This window comes from Wolbachia endosymbiont (group A) of Epistrophe grossularia (assembly GCF_947251435.1).
In the GTDB taxonomy this organism is placed as follows: domain Bacteria; phylum Pseudomonadota; class Alphaproteobacteria; order Rickettsiales; family Anaplasmataceae; genus Wolbachia; species Wolbachia pipientis.
In genome coordinates, this window is record NZ_OX366363.1 from 1,022,551 (window position 1) to 1,042,168 (window position 19,618).

Consider the following 19,618-nt stretch of genomic DNA (forward strand, 5'->3'; position numbering starts at 1 on the left):
AGCACTATACTAAAACCACGATGGGTAATTAGCTCAGTTGGTAGAGCACTTGCTTGACGTGCAAGCGGTCGCTGGTTCGAACCCAGTGTTACCCACGTTTTTGTTTATGAAAAGATTTTATATGACAGCAGTGCATAACGGTAAACACTCAGCAGCGCAGTCCAAGCGCTTAATCTATTCCATAATAATAGTTGCGATAACAATGTTTATGGAAATAGTAGGTGGAATAATTTCACATTCGCTTGCTCTATTATCAGATGCAGGGCATATGCTCACTGACCTTTTTGCCTTGGTTTTAAGTTGGTTAGCACATAGGTTTTCAGCTAAGAAATCCGATTTGCAGAGATCATACGGGTATCATCGGTTGCAGATAATTGCAGCATTTGTTAATGGTTTAACTTTATTCTTCATTGCAGTAATCATTATAATTGAGTCAATAAAAAGATTTATTTTTCCGGTAAATGTTGAGTGGAAAGTAATGTTAGTAATTGCTACACTTGGCCTGATCTCTAATATCATAGTCTTTTTTATATTGCATAGTAAATGCGAGAGCAATATAAACATAAAAAGTGCTGTACTACACGTTATAGGAGATATTTTAGGTTCTGTAGCTGCTATACTTGCATCCATAATTATCATGTTTACTGGATGGCAAATGGTGGATCCGATTTTATCGGTATTTGTCAGTGTAATCATTTTGAATAGTGGCTACAAAATTCTAAAGAATTCTTGCCACATACTTCTTGAAGGTACACCTGAAGGGATATCTACTGAGGAAATAAAAAGTAAGATCACATCAGAATTACCTGAAGTGATAGATGTGCACCACATACATGCATGGTCACTGTCTGATAATTATTTTATAATTACCATGCATGCCAAAGTAAAGCAAGATGCACAACACACTGATATTTTGTATGAGATAAAAAAAATACTACTAAATAGGTTCGAGATAGCACACTCTACAGTCGAGATCGAATACGATGAGTGTGCGGATAATAAAATACTTAAACATTGACGTTTTAAATTATTATGCTATTACTAGAGTGTAATGATGTCAAAGGTAGGCTATGATAGGCATTTCTCAAATACAATTTCCTTCAAAGGAATCTAGCAAGCTAAAGTTTGTTAGTTATTTTGCAACTTTTGTTTCTTTAAGCATTATCACTAATCCCGTTAATGTTCTTTTTTCTCTTGGTACTATATTCTTCAGGTCTGAAATTAAAACTCTTTATATCTACAAAGAAATAAAAACGGCAAAACAGCAAAAAATGAGCAAAAGGGAATATTGGGAAATATTTTTTAAGAACAATACAATCAAGGTAGCAGCCTTCCTCTTGTTTTCTGCTTTCATAACATATCTAACTTTCACTACCACTTTCTTGCTTATTTCGTTACTGGGAACTATACCACTTACAATGCTATTAATTTTATTGCAGAGTGAACTAAGGCCAAAAGATTTTAACCCATTTACGCTGCTTAAAGCTTCTATAAATTTCTTTTTGGAAGGTATAAAAGAGAATTTACGTGGTATGGTTAATAGTTTTGATGTTAAGCTTGAACATTTACTGCCCCATCAATTAAATGATGATATCATTAAAAATATTGATAAATTAAAAGATAAGTATGGTGAAAAAGTATCCGAAGACGTTATTAATGATAGAGAATTTAAGCAATTTATTGAATATATAAATGATTTAAATGAACTTAATTATCGTCAATTTAGTGATGAGGATAAAGGAAGGGTAATTACATTTTTAAATGACTTTTGCAAAGATGATCAAAAGTATAGCTCCCGCTTTACAGGTGGACGGATTTTACTTTTAGTTCTGAAAGCCTGCAATGATGGAGACAGAGAAGCTGTAAAAAATAAAAAAGACGCGTTAATTACAAATTTGCTTGATAGCCAAACTTTCTCTAGAAAAGAGCGAATTCCTAACACTTGCTTCACCGGTATTATCTATAGAATGTTAAGCACGCTAGAGGGTATTCATCCTGATCCAGAAATTAGATTTACTCCTCCTAGGCAAATATTACTTCCAGGAGCACAAAATGAAGCACGTAAGTTCATGTTAGACAGGTTAAAAAACAAGAAAAACAATAAAGAAATTTTTAAGGCTTGGTATGACGTTCAAAATGGTTATGAAGACGATGAAAGTCAAAAAATAGTTGATGATTTTATTTCAGAAGTAAGTATTCCTTTAATGAGAAAATTATTGAGTATTACTTCTCAATATAGTGAACAAATTGTGCTGACGTTAATGAAAAATATTAGCTCTATAAAGTTAAATAAATTACAATGTTGTGAGCTGGTTCAGCACATGAGAAATAAACTGCAGGAGCATGGTTTAGGTGACCAAGAAAGTTTACTCGAAAACATCGGAAAAAAAGTATTCTTAGAGCTATTAAATCGAGATCTACTCGAGACAGATTTTTCTCTCAAGGATTCATCTTTGGATGGAGCTAAAAGAATAGCTAACAAAATAATAATAGGAGAAGTTGAGAAATTTAGGTCAGAAGCTGCTGAAAAAGCTAGGGAAGTTAACTCTATAGAAGTTCAAGTGGATGTTACATTGCGGGGTCTGTCAACCTTGCCGCGAGAAAAGAAGTGTTGCATTGCATATAGCAGACTAAGTGGCCAGTATGAAGGTGATGAGAGAGAGATAATGGAGAACATCTTACTAAAAAAATTAGAGATAACGAAAAAAGAAATGAATAAGATGCTAGAAGAGAATGATATACGTAAACTAAAATTAGCACTTGATGATGCATGTAAGAAAAGTGGAAAAAACATGGAAGAAATGATAAAAGAAGTAGAAGAAGTAGTCTCAAGTCGTTTCTCGCATGAAGTATCTGTTAGTAATATAGCAACAGAGTCAGCACACTTATAAAAATTTATTTTCCTTACCTTGCAGAAGATTCACAATATTTCTGTGGTGTTTTAGGAAGACCAGTGCTCCTATAATTAGTAATGTTAAGAACAAATTCCTCTGAAAAAAAAAGGACCATGCTACAGCCGTTGAAGTAGCACTGAGTGAAGCAAGGGAAGGGTATCTAAAGGCAAGAAAGACTATTATCCAAATTATTACGAATACTAAAGTAATATCAATGTTAAATGCTATCAGTATCCCTAGAGTGGTTGCAACGCCCTTTCCTCCACTGAATTTTAGCCAAATAGGAAACATGTGTCCTAAAACTGCTAAAATTGCAGATACATATATATAAAAATCGTTATTATCACAAAATTGTTGTGCTATATAAACGGCAATAAATCCCTTAAAGGAATCCAGAAATAATGCCAAAGCAGCAAGAAATTTATTTCCCGTCCTTGCAACGTTTGTAGCACCAATGTTTCCTGAACCTACTTCTCTTAAGTTTATCCCTTTTATTCTTGTAATAATTAAGCTAAACGGTATTGAACCGAGTATGTAGGATAGTGTAAGGACTATAACTAACACAGGTAAAATTTACTGATTAATAATCGCAAAATTTCGTCATCCCGCTGCTTGTTAGCGGGATCTATGCTGAGATACCGCGAATAAATCGCGGTATGACGTAGGGAAATCTTACTTATTATAGCTATACCTCTCCGCATATGCCAAAATTTAATTGATTTTATTATTCCTCAGCCTTTTTAGGTAGCACTGAACTTCCTCGTTAATCTGATTACTAAACAGTATAAGCGCTGTCATGTTGATAAGAGCTAAACAAGAGAATAAAGTTCCGCCAATATTAGCAATAGCCATTATGTCTTTAGAAAGGCCAGAGAAAAACGCCACAATTATTACCGCTATGCGATATATCACTATACTTTTTGCACCAAACAAATATAACCACCCCATTTCACAACAATATACAAATGAAATTACCGAAGAAAATGCAAACAAAGGTGCAGCTATGGTTAAAAGTATAGGAAACCATGGAGAAACTGTCTCAAATGCCTTTTGAGTAATTAATATCCCTTCACCAACACTAGTCTGGTATGCACCTGTTATTACTATTGTTATTCCTGTTAAACAGCAAATTAACATTGTGTCAAAGCATGGTTCTATCATAGCAACAAGCCCAGTTCTTACTGGTTCTTCATCTTTAGTTGTTGCATGAGTAATTGAAGCAGAACCAACACCCGCTTCGCTGGCAAAGATTGCCCTTTGAATTCCAGCAACGAATGCTCCTACCATCCCTCCACCAACAGCATTGAAATCTATCATAGTGGAAAATAATATTTTTAACGTATAACCAAGGTTATGAATATTAAATGCAATAATAATAATACAACTAAAGATATATATAAGTGACATAATAGGCACTAGTGCAGAAGATACTCTAGCTATCCTTTTAATTCCGCCAATAATCACTAGAGCAAGCAGCGCAGAGATTATGGAAGAAAGAAACCAAGAGTGACCATCTACCCAACTTGAATAGCCAGATAATATTGAAACCATTTGATTGGTTTGAAACGCTACACTTCCACCAAGACCTGATAATACAAAGAATACTGCATACATGGCAGCCAGCACAATACCAAGTTTTTTAAATCCAAATTCTTCCAGACCATTCCTTATATACTGAAAGGGACCACTAAACAATTGGTCCTGATCTTCTGTTCTATGTCTAAACGCCAACGTTACCTCAGCAAATTTTGCTGACATACCAAAAAAACCTGTAATCATCATCCAAGGCACCGCTCCTGGCCCTCCCATTGAAACTGCAATTGCGACTCCAGCAACAGTTCCAAGACCTACTGTGCTTGAAAGTGCAGTCATAAATGCCTGAAAATGCGTAATATGACCATCATGGTGATTCGTGTCATATTTTCCACATAAAATAGCAAATGCATGCTTAAACATTCTTATGTTGAGAAATCCAAACCGTAATGTTAGAAACACATAACCAAAAACTAGTAGAAGGATTATAAATGGCACGTAAAGGATCTTGAAAAACAGTACTTCATTCATGAAATTATTTATTCCGTTCAACACAGCGTCATAACTTTCATAAAAACCTGAAGCAGCGTACACATCATTAAACAATAGGCAAAATAACACCATACAAAGCAATCTATAAATCATGTTAATACCCTTTAGAATTGTAATAAGAATCTATTGTATTCAAAACTTCCCTTCTTAGTAGATATATTGCAACAGCATTTGGAATCATAAGGCACATAAACAAACTGTCACCTAGATAAGATATAAATTCTATATTCTTTGACATACAGCTGATATACACTGAAACCACTATAAGAATTTGGAACGGTATCAGTATTTTTTTACTACCAAATAAATACAGCAAAGCAACTTCACAGTAGTAACAATAAGCTATTATTGTGGAAAATGCAAAGGAAAACATCATTAGCGGAAAAACTAACTTGCTGAACAAGGGCAAAGCTGTTGAAAATATCGAACTAATTAGTGTAATATCACCCACGTTATCAGTGCTATGCATACCAGTGATAATTATCACAATACCAGTCAAAAATGAGATTAATATTGTGTCTATAAGTGGTGCAATCATTGCAACGCACCCAACTTTAATTGGATCTTCTTCTTTTACAGCTGAATGTGCTATAGCTGCTGTTCCGGTACCTGCTTCGTTAGCAAACACTGATCTTCTCACTCCGGCTATTAATCCGCTCAATACTCCGCTTCCTATAGCTGATTTATTGAAGATATCTTGGAATATTATGGATAGAGCATTCAGCAAATTACTTCCGTTTACATAAATTAAATATATACACATACCCACATATAGCACTATCATAATTGGTGCTAAGCTCGTTGAAACGAAAGCAATGCGCTTTATTCCTCCCAATATTACAATAAAGACAAGCAGGGATATAATAATGGATGCGTTGTATTCTAGGAGGTTATTTGATAGTGCTGCTATTTGATTTGCTTGAAATGGTATACCGCCCAAAATCATTGCAATAAGTAGCATAATCGCATAAGTGAAGGCAAGAAATCTACCAGTTTTTGCAAATCCAATTTTTGCAAGCCCGTACTTCATGTAATAAAAAGCCCCGCCAGTTGTATTTTCAGAGCGATAAGTAAATGCAAGCACCACCTCGGCAAACTTTATCGACATACCAAGTATTCCGGTAATTACCATCCAAAAAACTGCACTTGGGCCCCCTATTGTGATAGCTATTGCAACTCCTGATATTGTTCCAAGACCAACTGTTCCTGAAATTACTGTTGCAAATGCTTGAATATGAGTGATTATGCCATTGTTATTGTTATTACACTTTAGATTAAATAGCGTCTGTATTCCATATTTAAGTAACCTAAAGTTAATGAATTTGAACTGGGCAGTACAAAAGATTCCAGTTGCAATTACCCAAATAATTATAAATGGAATGTTGAATATCTTTATATACAGAAATGAATTTAATAGTTCACTTATCTTCAAAATCATGCAGTTTTCTATTTTTTGTTAGCTAACGAGCTTTATATGTAAAATATATGTAAAACCCGATGCTTATTGGAATAGTAAGTGTATACACTATACCTAAAATTGGTAGAGTCATCCAGGGCTTACTGATGAAAAATACAATAAGCACTCCAAAAAATGACACAAATATATAGGATAGGCTTTTGGGAATATAAATATATTTTGCAGAGAAAGTTGGAATGTGACTTATCGAAAAAAATGAAATGGCCAGAAAGTAACAAGCTACGTTTCTTGTGTTAAAAAATCGCTCTATGAGAAGTAAGTATTCACTCTCATGAGATTGAAAGGTAATAATTATTGGTAACAAAGAAAGTAAAGCACACACTGGAGCTGGAACACCAGAAAAGAAAAATTTTTCCCAGTATGGTTGTTCTGAGTGTAGCGAAACATTAAATCTTGCAAGTCTTATTGATATGCAGATTACGTATATCATTACTAAAATCCAACCTATGACTTTGATTTCGTTTAGCTTCCAAAAATACAAAAGAAATGCAGGCGCTGCACCAAAATTTAGAAAATCTGCAAAAGAATCAAGCTGGGCTCCAAAATCGCTAGTTGATTTTAGAATTCTAGCTATTCTGCCATCCATTCCATCTATTATTGCTGCAATGATGATAAAAATTACTGAGAATTCCCATTGTTCATTAAATGTAAATTTAAGTGAAGTGAGACCAGAACATAAACCCAATAAAGTTATAAAGTTTGGGAATAATTTAGTAATAGGTAAGAATCTACTGTTACTTCCATCGTTATTCATATAACGTCAAAAGTAAGCTTCTCTTGAACGTTTTCCTTATTTAAGTTTGCTATAATTGTTTCACCACCAATAACAGTTTGCCCTTCTGAAACTCTGACTTCTGTATCAGCAGGAACATAGATATTCACTCTACTGCCAAACCTTATAATTCCAAACCTTTCACCTGCTTTTACGTTCTGGGATATTCCTAAATTACAAACGATACGACGTGCAATTAATCCAGCTATTTGCTCCACAATAATTTCTTTCCCCTTTTCGTATTCAATTACAATAACCTGCTTTTCATTTTCATTACTAGACCTATTGCTCATTGCGGATACAAACTTGCCTTTTTTATAACTCATTTCCTTTATCGTACCAGATATTGGTATACGGTTCACATGGACGTTCAAAACACTTAAAAATATGCTAACAAGCGTAAACTTCTTCTCCTCTCCGTTTTCTGCTGATAAAGGATAATTAACTTCTTCAATTTTTGAAATCACACCATCAGCAGGACTTAATATAAGATTCTTATTGTTTGGCACAGCTCTTGCTGGATCACGAAAGAAATAAGTACACAATAATGTCGGAAACAAGCACGTAACGCCAAACCCCCAAGATATAGAGAATGCTATACACGTTACTATAAAGGAAACTACTATAAATGAATAACCTTCCCTGTTTATATTAGGTAAACCAAAACACATAATCTTATTAACAATAACCTATTGTTAATAATTTATCATTTATAATTTCTCATGAAAAGCTTTTTTTAACTGCTTCAGCAAAGTCTTTTTGATACAAGGTAACATTACAGATTGTTATATTAGCACATAGAATTACCGTCATACTGTAACAACCCGTCCAACACAAAATCTAATGCCTAAGTTTAGATCAGAAAACTGATTCTTCTAAAAGTTGCTCACTATCCTCGTCTATTATGATAGAATTATCATGATTTCTGAGTAAATCTCTGATTTTCGTTTCTATTTCATTTGCGACTTCTTTGTTTGTTTTTAGGTAAGTTTTTACATTCTCTCTTCCTTGCCCAAGACGTGTGTTGTTATATGAATAGTAAGCGCCTGCTTTTTCAAGCACACCAAGCTTTGCTCCCATATCTATTATTTCTCCGAGTTTTGATATACCTTCATTGTACATTATATCAAATTTCGCTTCTCTAAATGGAGGAGCAACTTTATTTTTTACAACTTTAACTCTTGTTTCATTACCTGTAATATTTTCTTTGTCTTTTATTACACCAACTTTTCTTATATCAAGCCTTACAGAAGTATAGAATTTTAATGCATTTCCACCCGTGGTAGTTTCAGGATTTCCATACACTACTCCTATTTTCATACGAATTTGATTAATAAATATCAATATACAGTTCGCTTTTGAAACGGCAGAGGTTAGTTTCCGTAGCCCATGACTTAGAAGCCTTGCTTGCAGCCCCATATGTTGATCACCCATATCACCTTCAATTTCAGCTCTTGGAGTTAATGCTGCGACAGAGTCAATAACTATCACATCAACCGCACCAGAACACACTAAATACTCAACAATATGCAACGCCTGCTCTCCAGTGTCTGGTTGTGAAATCACTAAATCATCAGTGCTCACCCCAAGTTTGCGAGCATATAAGACATCCAATGCATGTTCTGCATCGATAAATGCGCATGATCCTCCTTTTTTTTGTGCTTCAGCAATCACGTGCAAGGCAAGAGTGGTTTTACCAGAACTCTCGGGACCAAATATTTCAATTATACGCCCTTTTGGCAGACCTCCAACACCTAGAGCCGAATCAAGCGCAATTGATCCTGTGGATATTGTGTCTATTTTTTCTACAGGGTTTTGCTTCAACTTCATTATTGCACCTTTACCGAATGCTTTTTCAATCTGGCTTATTGCGTTATCTAGCGCTTTTTGTTTATCACTATTTCTTTCTTCTGGGTTACTTGCCATAGATCATTTATTAATTTATATAATTCTCTATGATAATCAAACGCGAATAACCTGCCAAGGTTTTTCTAGTATTTATGTATTATTTCAATGAAAAATATTAACGTTTTCATAAAGCAGATATTTGTTTGCCTTCGTTAGTAACACACTATACTTTAGTGTACGAACGTTGCAATTTGCAGCATAGCAGGTGGTGTCATCCAAGTAGCCAACACTGAAATGACTAAATTCGAAATGGCTACATGAATTTATTGTAAATTACTACCGTATAAGGTGCGATGCAACAAAGCCATTCCAGTGTCAGCTACTTGAATGACACCTCTTAGATGGGTCAGCTACTCAGATCTGCCATGAAAACTGCAACCCTAAATGTTGAAGCACTGTCGTACACTAAGCGCTGTAATGACAATTTTGGTTGCTTCATACACTTATCATGCTAGTCATAACAGAAATAATTTTTACCAGAGATATTTATGAAATAATTGACATAGTTTGGAAATATGTATATTATAGAACATTAATAGTTAGTTAATTTGTAGGTGTAATATGGCTAGAAATGTTTTGAATGAAAATGAGTATCACGCTTTTAAGCGGTTGTTTTTAACGTTTGGTATTCAGAAAAAGGATGTGGTAAATTTTGGCATTGAGACTATTAGGAAAGAGTTCAATGCACGATACCGTAAATTATCGTTAAAATATCACCCAGATAAAAACCCAAACAATAAAGAAGCAGAGGAGAAATTTAAGGTTATTGCATCAAATAAGCCATTTTTTGAAGAATTTATAATAGAGCCGTTGGAGAAAGGTCTCAATAAAAGAAATAATTTAATAAAAGAATTACGCGGTAAGTTGTGGAGTTGCAGTTATGAAGAATTGCAAAAATACTTAGATGATAAGCGCAGAAATAAACTCTATAATAAGCAGCAGTCAATTAACAATAATGTAACTGCTTATTCAAAATATTCTTCTTATTCATCTCTCTTAGGAAGTCTTTTAGTATTCTTCACATCAATTGCATTTTTAATAATTAATGGTATTTCTTGTAATGTACCAATAGCAGTAGGTTTTCTTGCTCCCTTGTTAGCAGGATCTATTTTGAGTCTAGCTGTTAAGAGCATTTATACTAGAAATGGGAAAGAGTTTAATCATCAGACTAATATTTTATTATTGTTTAACTTTGACCAAGAATGCGAAAATTTTTCAAAGAGTGATAGGACTAAATTAAAGTGGCTAAAAAATTCAGTTATTTTGAGCAACATAATCTGTACATCTTTAATGTTTTTCGGTGTGGGATTAGATTTAGTTGCCAACGGCTTTGGTATAACTAACTCTATGATGTTATCCGGCTTATTACTTTCATTACCATTCACGCTTTTAATTGTTACTTCACCTGTTTTCAATGCTGCAAGTAATTACATTCTCAAAAAGACAACTATAAATTCAATTGAGGAGCAATTTAAAGGTGATGATCAGTTTATAGAAGTCGATAACGAAAAGCCAAGCAGTACTATGAGCAATCAAAGTTATTTCCCCATCGGTCAGTTAATATCATCAAAGTTAGCTATTCTCCATACTCAAATCTCTAGCTAGGAACAATGAGCCACAGATTAGTATGGTTTTGACGTTTTGGATAGAGGCTTTTAATATGTGATTTGATATTGCATCGCCAATTGATTCACATTCAACTGCTTTTATTCCTATGTTATTGGCTTTTTCCCTAATCAAATTTGTATTTGTTGCTTTAGGTTCAGACTTAACACAAACCGCACATAGTAGTTTGATATATGGTGTTATAGCTCTTCTCATAATAGTCAGAACAAATCATAAAAAAGCAGAATCAACAGCTTGACGGAAAGACTGAAAAATAGGGATATTTTTTCTAGCTCTGTTCTTTATAGCAAACCAATGATGCTCAATTTCGTTAAAGTCTGGAGAATATGGAGGAAGATAAAGAATTTCAGCACCTACTCCTTTAGCAAGATCATCGATTTTTTTAGATTTATGGAAAGCAGCGTTATCAAGAATTACAGTTTGGCCAGACCTTAAAATTGGAGTCAAAAACTGCTCAAACCAAGCCTCAAAAACATCCTTGTTGCAGTATCCCTCAAAGGTCAATGGAGCAATGATTTTCTTTTTATTTAGAGCTGCAATCATACTGACACGCTGAGTTTTTTTACCTGATTTTAGTGAATGAAACCTCTCTCCTTTTCTGCAATATCCGTATGGGTAGTCTTCTGTATTGTCTATCCCAGATTCGTCAATATATACAAGATTTTCAGGATATTTTGTTGCTATAACCTTTGCAAATTGAGCTCGCTTTTCTTCATTTCTTTCTTTATATCCGTAGGTCTTTTTTTCTTGTAAAGCCAATATTTTTAAGTGCGCGGTGAATCGTTTGTCGACTGATATTGCCCCAGAGTTTAGCCATCTCTGACTGAGTTTTGCCGCCATGGTTTTTTGCAAATTCGGTGAAGACATTCCAGTCGGTAATTTTATGGTTATATCCTACGCTTCCAGGCTTTTTTGACTGAAAATCTCCTGTTTCCTCACGCCTTTTCTGCCACTCATATAAAGTCGTTTTTCCAATTTTAAATCTCTTGGCAACAGTTGCTCTACTTTCTCCCTCATCCAATGCTTCCATTGCTTTTTTCCTTAAGTCATAACTATACGCTGCTGGCATACAAACCCCACTACCATAAATCCATATCTTACCTTATTTGGATTATTATGAGAAGAGCTATAAGTGTTCTAAGAACTCTTCTACATTTCTGTTACGAGTAACACCAAAAACCACATAGATACCTTCAGCAAAGTTATCTCTTACCCACTGAGATAGCACTCTAGCACCGTCATTATTGTGCGCACCATCTAAAAATAATTGCCAATCTTTTGGTAATAAAGAAATTAAATTGCCCTCTTTTATACGCTCCAGTCGTGCAGGCCAATAAGTGCACTGTAAACCTGAAGTGATATCCTCTTCTCCAATATCAAATTCATACTTTCCACTTAAAATACTACATGCTGCAATAGCATTGCCTGCATTAATCACCTGATGATCACCCTTTAAAGATGGCAAAGGAAATTCTATTGATTGAATAGCTGATTGAAAAACCATTTTGTTGTTCTTTTTTTTGCAATTCCATTCAAGGCCTCCTCTATACAGAGGAGATTTCTTATTTATTGCATGGAATTCTAGTGTATTCATTATAGACTTTTTTTGTGGTGCTATTACACAAGGAATATTAGGTTTCATTATTCCAGCTTTTTCACCTGCTATGGTTTCTACAGTAGGGCCAAGATATTCTGTATGATCAAGGGCAATGGAAGTAATGATTGTTAAAATCGGACTATCTATAACATTTGTTGTATCAAGTCTTCCACCCATACCCACTTCAACTAAAGTTATATCGGCTTTATGACGAGAAAAAGCTAAAAAAGCTGCAATAGTTGCAGCTTCAAATAGAGTGATAGGTTGTTCTGCAATTACGGCACGGCATTCTTCTAACAAGCTATATAATTCATTATCGTCGATATAACTGCCTGCAATAACTATTCTTTCATTAAAATTCACCAAATGTGGAGAAGTGTATGCGTGTACCTTATACCCTGCTGCTTGCATTATATATCTTATAAATGCTAGTGTTGAGCCTTTCCCATTAGTTCCAGCTATATGAATTGCGGGAGGCATTTTTTTCTCGGGGTTATCTAGTTTGCTAAGAAAGCCTTTTATGCGATCAAGAGAAAAATCATTCGGCCTGCTACCAAGTGGCTTAGGCCAATGAGGCATATATATCATAGATTGTTGTTACATTTTAATTCATCTATCACACTTGCTATGCCATGTGTGTCGATTTTTTCACTAAATTGATAACGTTGATTAATAGCAATACTTATTCCACTCATTACAACATCACTTATCAAGAAAGAACTGTTATTTTTAGTAACTTTAAAATCAATATTTGTAAATTCTTCATCACCGTAAGAAAATCTTGTACCAATTAAGCAAGTTTCATCGTCAACTGCTTTTGTACTCATTATGATCATTTCACTATCATGCATGTATTTATATAAAATTTTAACGCACAAACGCGTAAGATACACTTCATACTCTCTTAAAAAATCTTCTTTTTCTTTTTGTTTAACTAAAGCCCAATGTTTCCCTATAACGAATTGCGATATTCCTTTGAGGTTAACATTGTTTTGAATGACCTCCTGAAGCTTTTTTTGCACACATTCCCGGTTTTTTTTATTCTCCTTTGTAGATATACCATCCACTTGTTGCTTCATAGTATGCACAAAAATTTTGTGATCTGTACAATTAGTGTAAGCACTTGAAGAAATTACAATAAAAACAATGATAGTTAAAACTTTAGTAATGTTCATAAGATATATTTATTAGCTATGATACTTAGAATGCAAAGTTTAATAAAGATTAAATAATAATCGCTAGCTTTAATATATCTATAGACACACCTTGTATAAATCATCTACAATTAATTAAGGGTCTGTTCTATGCGTTATGAGTTAAGTTAAATTTCCCGAGCGATAATTTCTAGTCAAGGGAATTGCCTCTGTTAATTTCGTTGAAATTGATACGCGATGCCCACCTTAACTTTAGTCTCAGGAATCTACTAAGGCTGACGGTAGATACGGATCCTATTTTGATTGGTTTAACATTTATGCTTCATCAATACAAAGAACAGGGTGTTTTCCTATGTTTGCCTAATGAAGTATTCCAAATTGTAATTGATGTTGAAAGGTATCCTGATTTTGTTCCTTGGTGCAAAGCCGTTTATATAAAAGAAAAAATTAACAACCAAATGGTTGTGGATCTCCTCGCAGCTTTTCATGGAATTAAAGGTAGATATACATCAGAAGTTACTTCTCTTTCTCCAAGTGGAACAAATGAAGGTTGGATAAAAGCTGTATCATCAAATGGAATATTTAAACATCTATACAATGAATGGCAATTCATTCCCATAGATGAAAATAAAACTATGGTAAAGTTTTATATAGAGTTTAAGTTTAAGTCCAACTCATTTTCCACTTTATTAAACTCAGTATATAAGTATACACAAAGTAAAATAATTGCTGCATTTAAAGATAGGGCTGAAAGCCTTGCTAAACAAAAGTTATCTTGACATTATTAATATAAATGTATAATTTTTTTTAGTAAGTTAAGTGTTTATATTGTAATGATTTTTAGACTATTGTTTTTATTAATTTTCATAAGTGTTAATTCTTATGCAGTTGTTAAGCAAGATTTATCCGATAACCAATACATTCAAAAAAAACCCAATGAAATAACATCAAATGAGCTATTATCGCCATTACCTGATGATAAATTATTAGGAGATCCAAAAGCACCAATTCTAATGATAGAATATGCTTCATTAACTTGTTATCACTGCTCTCTTTTTCATAGGAATGTTTTTCCTAAAATTAAAGAGAAATATATAGACACAGGTAAGATGTTATATATATTTCGTCATTTTCCTTTGGATTACAGAGGGCTAAAGGCTGCAATGCTAAGTCATTGCTACGAAAAACAAGAAGACTACTTTAATTTTAACAAAGCTGTTTTTAACTCAATAGATTCGTGGAATTACTACAATTTAAGTGATTTGACTTTACTACAAAGAATTGCTGCACTAAGCAACTTAAAGCAAGATGCATTTAACCAATGCATTAATGATAAGAAAATAATGGATAAAATCGTAAATGATAAATCACTGGCAATTAATAAACTTGGTATCACAGCCACTCCAATATTTTTCATCAAGCTTAACGATGATAAATCATATATAGAGCATAATAAAGTTAAACATGGAGGGTATAAAGAGCTGAAATATTTCACTAATGTGATAGATAAATTATATGGAAAAGCTATAGTGAAGTAATACCACTGTAGCTTACCATATAAAAGACTCTATGCTGAGTCATTGTTTTTCACTACTGTTTGTTGTTTTTTACGCTCAAACTCTCTTTTTTTACTGTGCCAAGTGTAGTAATACATAGCGATTTTATTCTCTATTAATACTATTGTCCCATCATAAAACTGAACCATATCCATAACTTTTCTCTGAGCTTCATCAAAACGTTCTTTATACTTTTCACGATAAGCTGGATTATGTAGTAACATAACCCCTTCATTCTTGTTAGATTTTTTGTTTAACGTTTCAACTTCACCAGCAATAGTATAAGACATATAACCCCCTCTAATTGATTATAAAAATTATATTTTAAAAAGAGAAATGCGCATAAACAATCCCTTTAATTCTAGCATAATAATCGACTGTTTATTATACTAGTTAACTATAGTACGATATATAATAATTTTTGTCACTTAAAATTTTATACTATGAAATAATAACTTAAAATAAATGTTTTTATTATTTTAAACTATATTATTATATTTATAAATTGTGTATGAATTAAGTCTCCCTAATTTATAATATATGCGTAATAATTTTAGTATAAAATTGTCATACATAAGAAATCTATTTGCAAAAGAATATAAAAAAATAGAAGAATATTGTATTCTTGAAAAAAAGCAACATATTCAAATTGGCCCTGAAGAAGGAAAGCTATTAAGTTTATTTATAAAAATCCAAAAAATCAAAAGTATTGTTGAGATTGGCACGTTATACGGTTATTCGTCGATTTGCATGGCAAAAGCTCTACTGGAAGATGGTCACATATATACAATAGAAAATAACCCTCAACACTCAAGAATAGCAAAAAAAAATTTTAGTGCTTTTAATCTAAGTGATAAAATTACTCTAATAGAAGGCAATGCATTGGAAAAACTTAATGAATTATCAGCAAAAGCACCATTTGACATGATATTTATCGATGCTGATAAAGGTGGTTATCCTAAATATTTAGATTGGGCAGAGTCATACATTAAACAAGATGGGCTAATCGTTGCAGATAACACTCTACTGTTTAACACAGTATTTTTAGAATCGCCTCCAAAAGAAGTATCAGAAAAATCATGGCATGCCATGAGGGAGTTTAATAATAGATTATCAGATGAAAAAAAATATTTCTCTATATTGATTCCAACTGATGAAGGAATGACTGTAGCTTTAAAGCTAACATAAGTTAAAAATCAAGGTCAGCATAATGTTTAGGAGGGATTAAACCAGAAATCCTCTCTAATAATATCTCACGAAAACAAGGCTTTGATTTAACAATGGAGTACCATTCTTTTAAAATTTTACTTTTTTCCCATGGAAAACTACTTACATAATCCATTACGGAAATATGCGATGCTAAAGTAATATCAGCTAAAGTGAACTTATCAGTTGCAAGCCAAACGTTCTTGTTAATTAAGTGTTCGATGTATTCCATATGGCAAGGCAGGTTATGCTGAGCTGCATGAAGAAATCTAGAGTCAGGGCTGCGGTTAGTAATTACTTTTTCATTCATAATATACTTAGTAACTTCATTGTAAAATTTGTTATCGAACCAATTGATTAGAGCGCGTATTTTAGACTTAATAATAGTGGATGAACCAAGTAATTTGACGTCGCTATTGTAAGTCTCTTCTATATATTCACAAATGGCATTACTATCCGCTATTACAAAGTTATTATCTATTAACACTGGTACTTGCCCGGTTGGATTGATCTCCATAAATTCATTCCGCTTTTCCCACGGATTTTCATACACTAGATCACAGCCTAATTTTTTTTCTTTTAGAAAAGCTCTAACTTTTCGTGAAAATGGACAAAGAGGAAAATGATATAAAATCATAGTGTTCCTCTTTTGTTATACCAATATCCTTTTTTTGTTACTCTATGGCTTGACCTACAACTGTACGAACTTTCTTTGTAGTCCACAGAAGTTTGCGTAGCAGGTAGTGTCATGCAAGTAGCTGACACTGGAATCCAGTTCTTGTTATACAATTGCCTAGTGCGCTCATTTACAGTTAAGTTTTCTGGATCCAAGTAGTCAAGCACTGGGATGACATCCTTTTCGGTAAAAATTGCTCTTATATCACAACATTCATACAGCTGTATGCCTAGGCACTGGGATGACATAAATAAGCGCTGAAATGACATAAATAAACATTGGAGTGACAATCTTGTAGTGACTTGCATGACAACTAACTTTTTGTTTACTTCAAAATAGCACTGCAAAAAATCTGACATATCAAATTATAAAACTAACATAGGATATACCTTGCTAAATAAAAAAAAAAGTATAATATTTTATAAGGTATGCAGGCAAAAACTCTGTAATTTGGTCAGATCAGAAATGAAGCAGCCATATCAGAACCTTTTTGGGTTGCATACCTATTTCATTATTTGTTTTATCCGAGGCTATGAATATAGCATTAAAACATCGTCCTAGTAGCTTCAAAGATCTAGTAGGTCAAGATATATTAGTGCGTGTATTAGAAAATGCTTTTATTTTAAACAAAATCCCACAATCTATACTGCTCTCTGGTAGTAGTGGAGTTGGTAAAACCACCACTGCAAGGATAATAGCTTTATGTTTGAATTGTTCCCTGGGGCCAATTTTTGAACCTTGCGGATCATGTGAAAATTGTCTAGCAATAAAAAATTCAAGCCATCCAGATGTAATTGAAATCGATGCAGCAAGTCACACTAGCATTGACGATATTAAAGTAATCCTGGGAGATATTTGCTATTCACCTATAAGCTCTAAATTCAAAGTCTACATTATAGATGAAGTACACATGCTATCTAGCAGTGCATTTAACGCATTACTTAAAACCCTAGAAGAGCCACCATCTAGTGTAAAGTTCATTTTAGCAACTACGGAAATAAAAAAGATACCAATAACTATTATTGCACGTTGTCAAAGATTTGATTTACACAACATTCCTGTAGCTAAAATAGTGGAACGTTTAAATGATGTTGCACAAAAAGAGAGTTATTCCATTGAAAAGGGAGCATTAGAATTAATTACACGACACTCTGGAAATTCAATGCGTAACGCCTTGTTTTTGATGAATCAAGCAGTGCTATATAGCAAAGATGGTGCAATATCCACTAAAAATGTGACAGACATACTTGGCCTAGTGGATAAAGATATTATATTCGATCTATTAGGGGCAATATTAGAAGGTGATTTACAGAAAGCTCTATCAGTGTTTGACAAGGCGGTAAAAACAGCAAACCCACTTAGTATTTTTGAAGGTCTATTGCAAACAATTCAGTTAGTATGCCGTTTTTTGATTACAAAAGAGATTGATAATGCAGTTACAGAGCATGAAAAGAATAGGATAAAAGATTTAAGTATAAAGAGATCTTTAATATTTTTTTCGAGATTGTGGAAGATGTTGCTTAAAGGTATTCAAGATATAAAAACTTCAACATGCAACGATGTTGCTGCTGAAATGATGTTAATTAGCCTCTGTTATCTTTCTGATCTGCCTTCTCCGGAACAGGTGGTCAAAAAAATTCTTTCGCAGAATGCACAGCCGGAAAATACACGTAATGTAAGAAATGAACAGCAACAAAATTATGATTTTGACAAAGTTTTGCAACTATTAAGGCGGAGTAACCAAATTTATCTTTACAAACAACTGTATAATAATCTACAATTAATAGATTGTAAACCTGGATATTTAAAATTAAAAGCTGTATCTAAGTTGGATAGTAATTTTTGCAATGATTTAAAAAATTACTTAAACCAGGTGACTCAGCAAGAGTGGGTTATTGCAGTTGATACAGGTTATATAAACAGGGAAGTGAGTAATTTAAATTATGCACCTGCAGTTAAGGATATCCTTGACACGTTTAAAGGTGCAAAAGTAGTTAATGTAGAAAATAAGGAGTAAGTTGTGGATTTTAGTCAAATAATGAAACAAGCGCAAGAGATGCAAAAAAAGCTTGCAGAAGCTCAAGAAAAATATGTTGGAAAAGAGTTTCAAGGTATTTCTGGTGGTGGCAAAGTTTCTGTATTAGTGGAAGTCATAAAAATAGGTAGCTATAAAGCTAAAAAGGTGAACATAGACTTAGAACTTATGAGAAATGAGGAAAAAGATATAGTAGAGGATTTAGTAACAGCAGCGTTTAATGATGCCGTTAAAAAAGCAGAAGAAGATATGGCGAATGCAACTTCTGATCTTGCAGGTATGATGGGTTTACCATCTGGGTTTAAACTTCCTTTTTGAATTTACTACTGAAGTTTCTTTTAGTGTAAGTATTTTTTTTCTAATATTCCCAACGCTAGTACTTCTTCATATAATGTACCTATACTAGCATAGCCCTACGTCATACCGTGATTCATTCCACAACTGTACAAACATTGCAATATGGCACGATATCACATAGTAAACGATGTCATTCCAGTGCTTGACACTGGAATCCAGCCTTGCCGTAATTTCATCAAGAACGTTGTGCTTTAACATAAAACGGCTACTTTTATGCTTACCAACTTAATAAAATTCCTGGATCCCAGTGGGCTTTGTTGCATCACACTTTATGA

Annotated in this window: 19 protein-coding genes, 1 tRNA gene, 2 other RNA genes and 3 pseudogenes; 11 read left to right on the top strand and 14 right to left on the bottom strand. The window is 33.5% G+C overall.

Annotation, left to right across the window (positions count from 1 at the left end; translation table 11 throughout):
- Nucleotides 1–22: 22 nt before the first annotated feature.
- The 3 genes from OPR28_RS04980 to OPR28_RS04990 all read left to right on the top strand — a co-directional run bounded on the left by OPR28_RS04980 (nucleotide 23) and on the right by OPR28_RS04990 (nucleotide 2,891).
- A tRNA-Val gene (locus OPR28_RS04980) sits at nucleotides 23–95 on the top strand.
- 26 nt (nucleotides 96–121) lie between these two features.
- Nucleotides 122–1,018 (top strand): cation diffusion facilitator family transporter, encoded by an 897-nt coding sequence (locus tag OPR28_RS04985; RefSeq protein WP_265023625.1) that lies wholly within the window; start codon nucleotides 122–124, stop codon nucleotides 1,016–1,018.
- Between the two features lie 52 nt (nucleotides 1,019–1,070).
- Nucleotides 1,071–2,891, top strand: coding sequence for a hypothetical protein (locus OPR28_RS04990; protein WP_264707369.1), 1,821 nt, complete (start codon nucleotides 1,071–1,073; stop codon nucleotides 2,889–2,891).
- Here OPR28_RS04990 and plsY read toward each other — a convergent pair.
- The 6 genes from plsY to recA form a co-directional block, all read right to left on the bottom strand.
- Nucleotides 2,886–3,458 (bottom strand): glycerol-3-phosphate 1-O-acyltransferase PlsY, encoded by a 573-nt coding sequence (plsY, locus tag OPR28_RS04995; RefSeq protein ID WP_265023626.1) that lies wholly within the window; start codon nucleotides 3,456–3,458, stop codon nucleotides 2,886–2,888. The two genes, OPR28_RS04990 and plsY, sit on opposite strands and share 6 nt — an antisense overlap.
- A gap of 147 nt (nucleotides 3,459–3,605) precedes the next feature.
- Nucleotides 3,606–5,072, bottom strand: a complete 1,467-nt coding sequence (locus tag OPR28_RS05000) for an alanine/glycine:cation symporter family protein (RefSeq protein WP_077188354.1) — start codon at nucleotides 5,070–5,072, stop codon at nucleotides 3,606–3,608.
- 1 nt (nucleotide 5,073) lies between these two features.
- Nucleotides 5,074–6,417 carry an alanine/glycine:cation symporter family protein gene (locus OPR28_RS05005; protein ID WP_265023627.1) on the bottom strand — a complete coding sequence of 448 codons (1,344 nt, stop codon included), beginning with the start codon at nucleotides 6,415–6,417 and terminating at the stop codon, nucleotides 5,074–5,076.
- Nucleotides 6,418–6,439: 22 nt separating this feature from the next.
- The gene (locus tag OPR28_RS05010) at nucleotides 6,440–7,210 is read right to left on the bottom strand and encodes a CDP-alcohol phosphatidyltransferase family protein (RefSeq protein WP_265023628.1); all 771 of its coding nucleotides are present in this window, start codon (nucleotides 7,208–7,210) and stop codon (nucleotides 6,440–6,442) included.
- Nucleotides 7,207–7,899, bottom strand: a complete 693-nt coding sequence (locus tag OPR28_RS05015) for a phosphatidylserine decarboxylase (RefSeq protein WP_007548750.1) — start codon at nucleotides 7,897–7,899, stop codon at nucleotides 7,207–7,209. The genes OPR28_RS05010 and OPR28_RS05015 overlap by 4 nt, the downstream gene beginning before the upstream one ends.
- A gap of 187 nt (nucleotides 7,900–8,086) precedes the next feature.
- Nucleotides 8,087–9,154, bottom strand: coding sequence for a recombinase RecA (recA, locus tag OPR28_RS05020; RefSeq protein ID WP_010963008.1), 1,068 nt, complete (start codon nucleotides 9,152–9,154; stop codon nucleotides 8,087–8,089).
- Nucleotides 9,155–9,697: 543 nt separating this feature from the next.
- Here recA and OPR28_RS05025 point away from each other — a divergent pair.
- Nucleotides 9,698–10,741 carry a J domain-containing protein gene (locus tag OPR28_RS05025; protein ID WP_265023629.1) on the top strand — a complete coding sequence of 348 codons (1,044 nt, stop codon included), beginning with the start codon at nucleotides 9,698–9,700 and terminating at the stop codon, nucleotides 10,739–10,741.
- Here OPR28_RS05025 and OPR28_RS05030 read toward each other — a convergent pair.
- From OPR28_RS05030 to OPR28_RS05045, 4 genes and pseudogenes are all read right to left on the bottom strand, one after another.
- A pseudogene (locus OPR28_RS05030) lies at nucleotides 10,709–10,945 on the bottom strand (bifunctional folylpolyglutamate synthase/dihydrofolate synthase); the annotation flags it as partial. The gene OPR28_RS05025 and the pseudogene OPR28_RS05030 overlap by 33 nt on opposite strands.
- 27 nt (nucleotides 10,946–10,972) lie before the next feature.
- Nucleotides 10,973–11,831 (bottom strand): IS630 family transposase gene (locus tag OPR28_RS05035; protein ID WP_265023237.1). Its coding sequence is split into 2 segments (ribosomal slippage): nucleotides 10,973–11,507 and nucleotides 11,506–11,831, totalling 861 coding nucleotides; the frame shifts between segments, so codons are not numbered across the junction.
- 60 nt (nucleotides 11,832–11,891) lie between these two features.
- Nucleotides 11,892–12,947, bottom strand: a pseudogene (locus OPR28_RS05040) (bifunctional folylpolyglutamate synthase/dihydrofolate synthase); the annotation flags it as partial.
- Nucleotides 12,944–13,534: an MlaC/ttg2D family ABC transporter substrate-binding protein gene (locus OPR28_RS05045; RefSeq protein ID WP_182321265.1), complete on the bottom strand. Its 591-nt coding sequence runs from the start codon at nucleotides 13,532–13,534 to the stop codon at nucleotides 12,944–12,946. The gene OPR28_RS05045 and the pseudogene OPR28_RS05040, both read right to left, overlap by 4 nt.
- 116 nt (nucleotides 13,535–13,650) lie before the next feature.
- On the opposite strand from OPR28_RS05045, the gene ssrS reads away from it, so the two are divergent.
- The 3 genes from ssrS (at nucleotide 13,651) to OPR28_RS05060 (ending at nucleotide 15,051) form a co-directional block, all read left to right on the top strand.
- A non-coding RNA gene (gene ssrS, locus OPR28_RS05050) (6S RNA) lies at nucleotides 13,651–13,811 on the top strand.
- Nucleotides 13,812–13,830: 19 nt separating this feature from the next.
- Entirely contained in the window at nucleotides 13,831–14,292 is a 462-nt protein-coding gene (locus OPR28_RS05055; protein ID WP_010963012.1) for a type II toxin-antitoxin system RatA family toxin, read from the top strand.
- A gap of 54 nt (nucleotides 14,293–14,346) precedes the next feature.
- Complete coding sequence (locus tag OPR28_RS05060) at nucleotides 14,347–15,051, top strand: DsbA family protein (RefSeq protein WP_065094498.1); 705 nt, start codon at nucleotides 14,347–14,349, stop codon at nucleotides 15,049–15,051.
- A gap of 29 nt (nucleotides 15,052–15,080) precedes the next feature.
- Here OPR28_RS05060 and OPR28_RS05065 read toward each other — a convergent pair whose 3' ends face one another.
- Nucleotides 15,081–15,359, bottom strand: a complete 279-nt coding sequence (locus OPR28_RS05065; RefSeq protein WP_006279425.1) for a DUF2671 domain-containing protein — start codon at nucleotides 15,357–15,359, stop codon at nucleotides 15,081–15,083.
- Nucleotides 15,360–15,609: 250 nt separating this feature from the next.
- Between OPR28_RS05065 and OPR28_RS05070 the strand changes: the two genes are divergently transcribed.
- Nucleotides 15,610–16,257, top strand: coding sequence for an O-methyltransferase (locus OPR28_RS05070; RefSeq protein WP_265023631.1), 648 nt, complete (start codon nucleotides 15,610–15,612; stop codon nucleotides 16,255–16,257).
- A 1-nt stretch (nucleotide 16,258) separates the two neighbouring features.
- Here the strand turns inward: OPR28_RS05070 and OPR28_RS05075 are convergent, their stop codons facing one another.
- Nucleotides 16,259–16,912 (bottom strand): glutathione S-transferase family protein, encoded by a 654-nt coding sequence (locus tag OPR28_RS05075; RefSeq protein WP_065094500.1) that lies wholly within the window; start codon nucleotides 16,910–16,912, stop codon nucleotides 16,259–16,261.
- Nucleotides 16,913–17,019: 107 nt separating this feature from the next.
- Nucleotides 17,020–17,136, bottom strand: a pseudogene (locus OPR28_RS06965) (WPE palindromic element domain-containing protein); the annotation flags it as partial.
- Nucleotides 17,137–17,368: 232 nt separating this feature from the next.
- On the opposite strand from OPR28_RS06965, the gene ffs reads away from it, so the two are divergent.
- From ffs to OPR28_RS05095, 3 genes are all read left to right on the top strand, one after another.
- Nucleotides 17,369–17,468, top strand: an RNA gene (gene ffs / locus OPR28_RS05085) — signal recognition particle sRNA small type.
- Between the two features lie 15 nt (nucleotides 17,469–17,483).
- On the top strand, nucleotides 17,484–18,968 hold the full coding sequence (gene dnaX, locus OPR28_RS05090) for a DNA polymerase III subunit gamma/tau (RefSeq protein WP_265023632.1): 1,485 nt from the start codon (nucleotides 17,484–17,486) through the stop codon (nucleotides 18,966–18,968).
- A 3-nt stretch (nucleotides 18,969–18,971) separates the two neighbouring features.
- Complete coding sequence (locus OPR28_RS05095; RefSeq protein WP_010963017.1) at nucleotides 18,972–19,304, top strand: YbaB/EbfC family nucleoid-associated protein; 333 nt, start codon at nucleotides 18,972–18,974, stop codon at nucleotides 19,302–19,304.
- An 84-nt stretch (nucleotides 19,305–19,388) separates the two neighbouring features.
- On the opposite strand, the gene OPR28_RS05100 is transcribed toward OPR28_RS05095, so the two are convergent.
- A complete protein-coding gene (locus OPR28_RS05100) occupies nucleotides 19,389–19,541 on the bottom strand; it encodes a hypothetical protein (protein ID WP_182319668.1) in 153 nt (50 codons plus the stop codon).
- Nucleotides 19,542–19,618 lie beyond the last annotated feature (77 nt).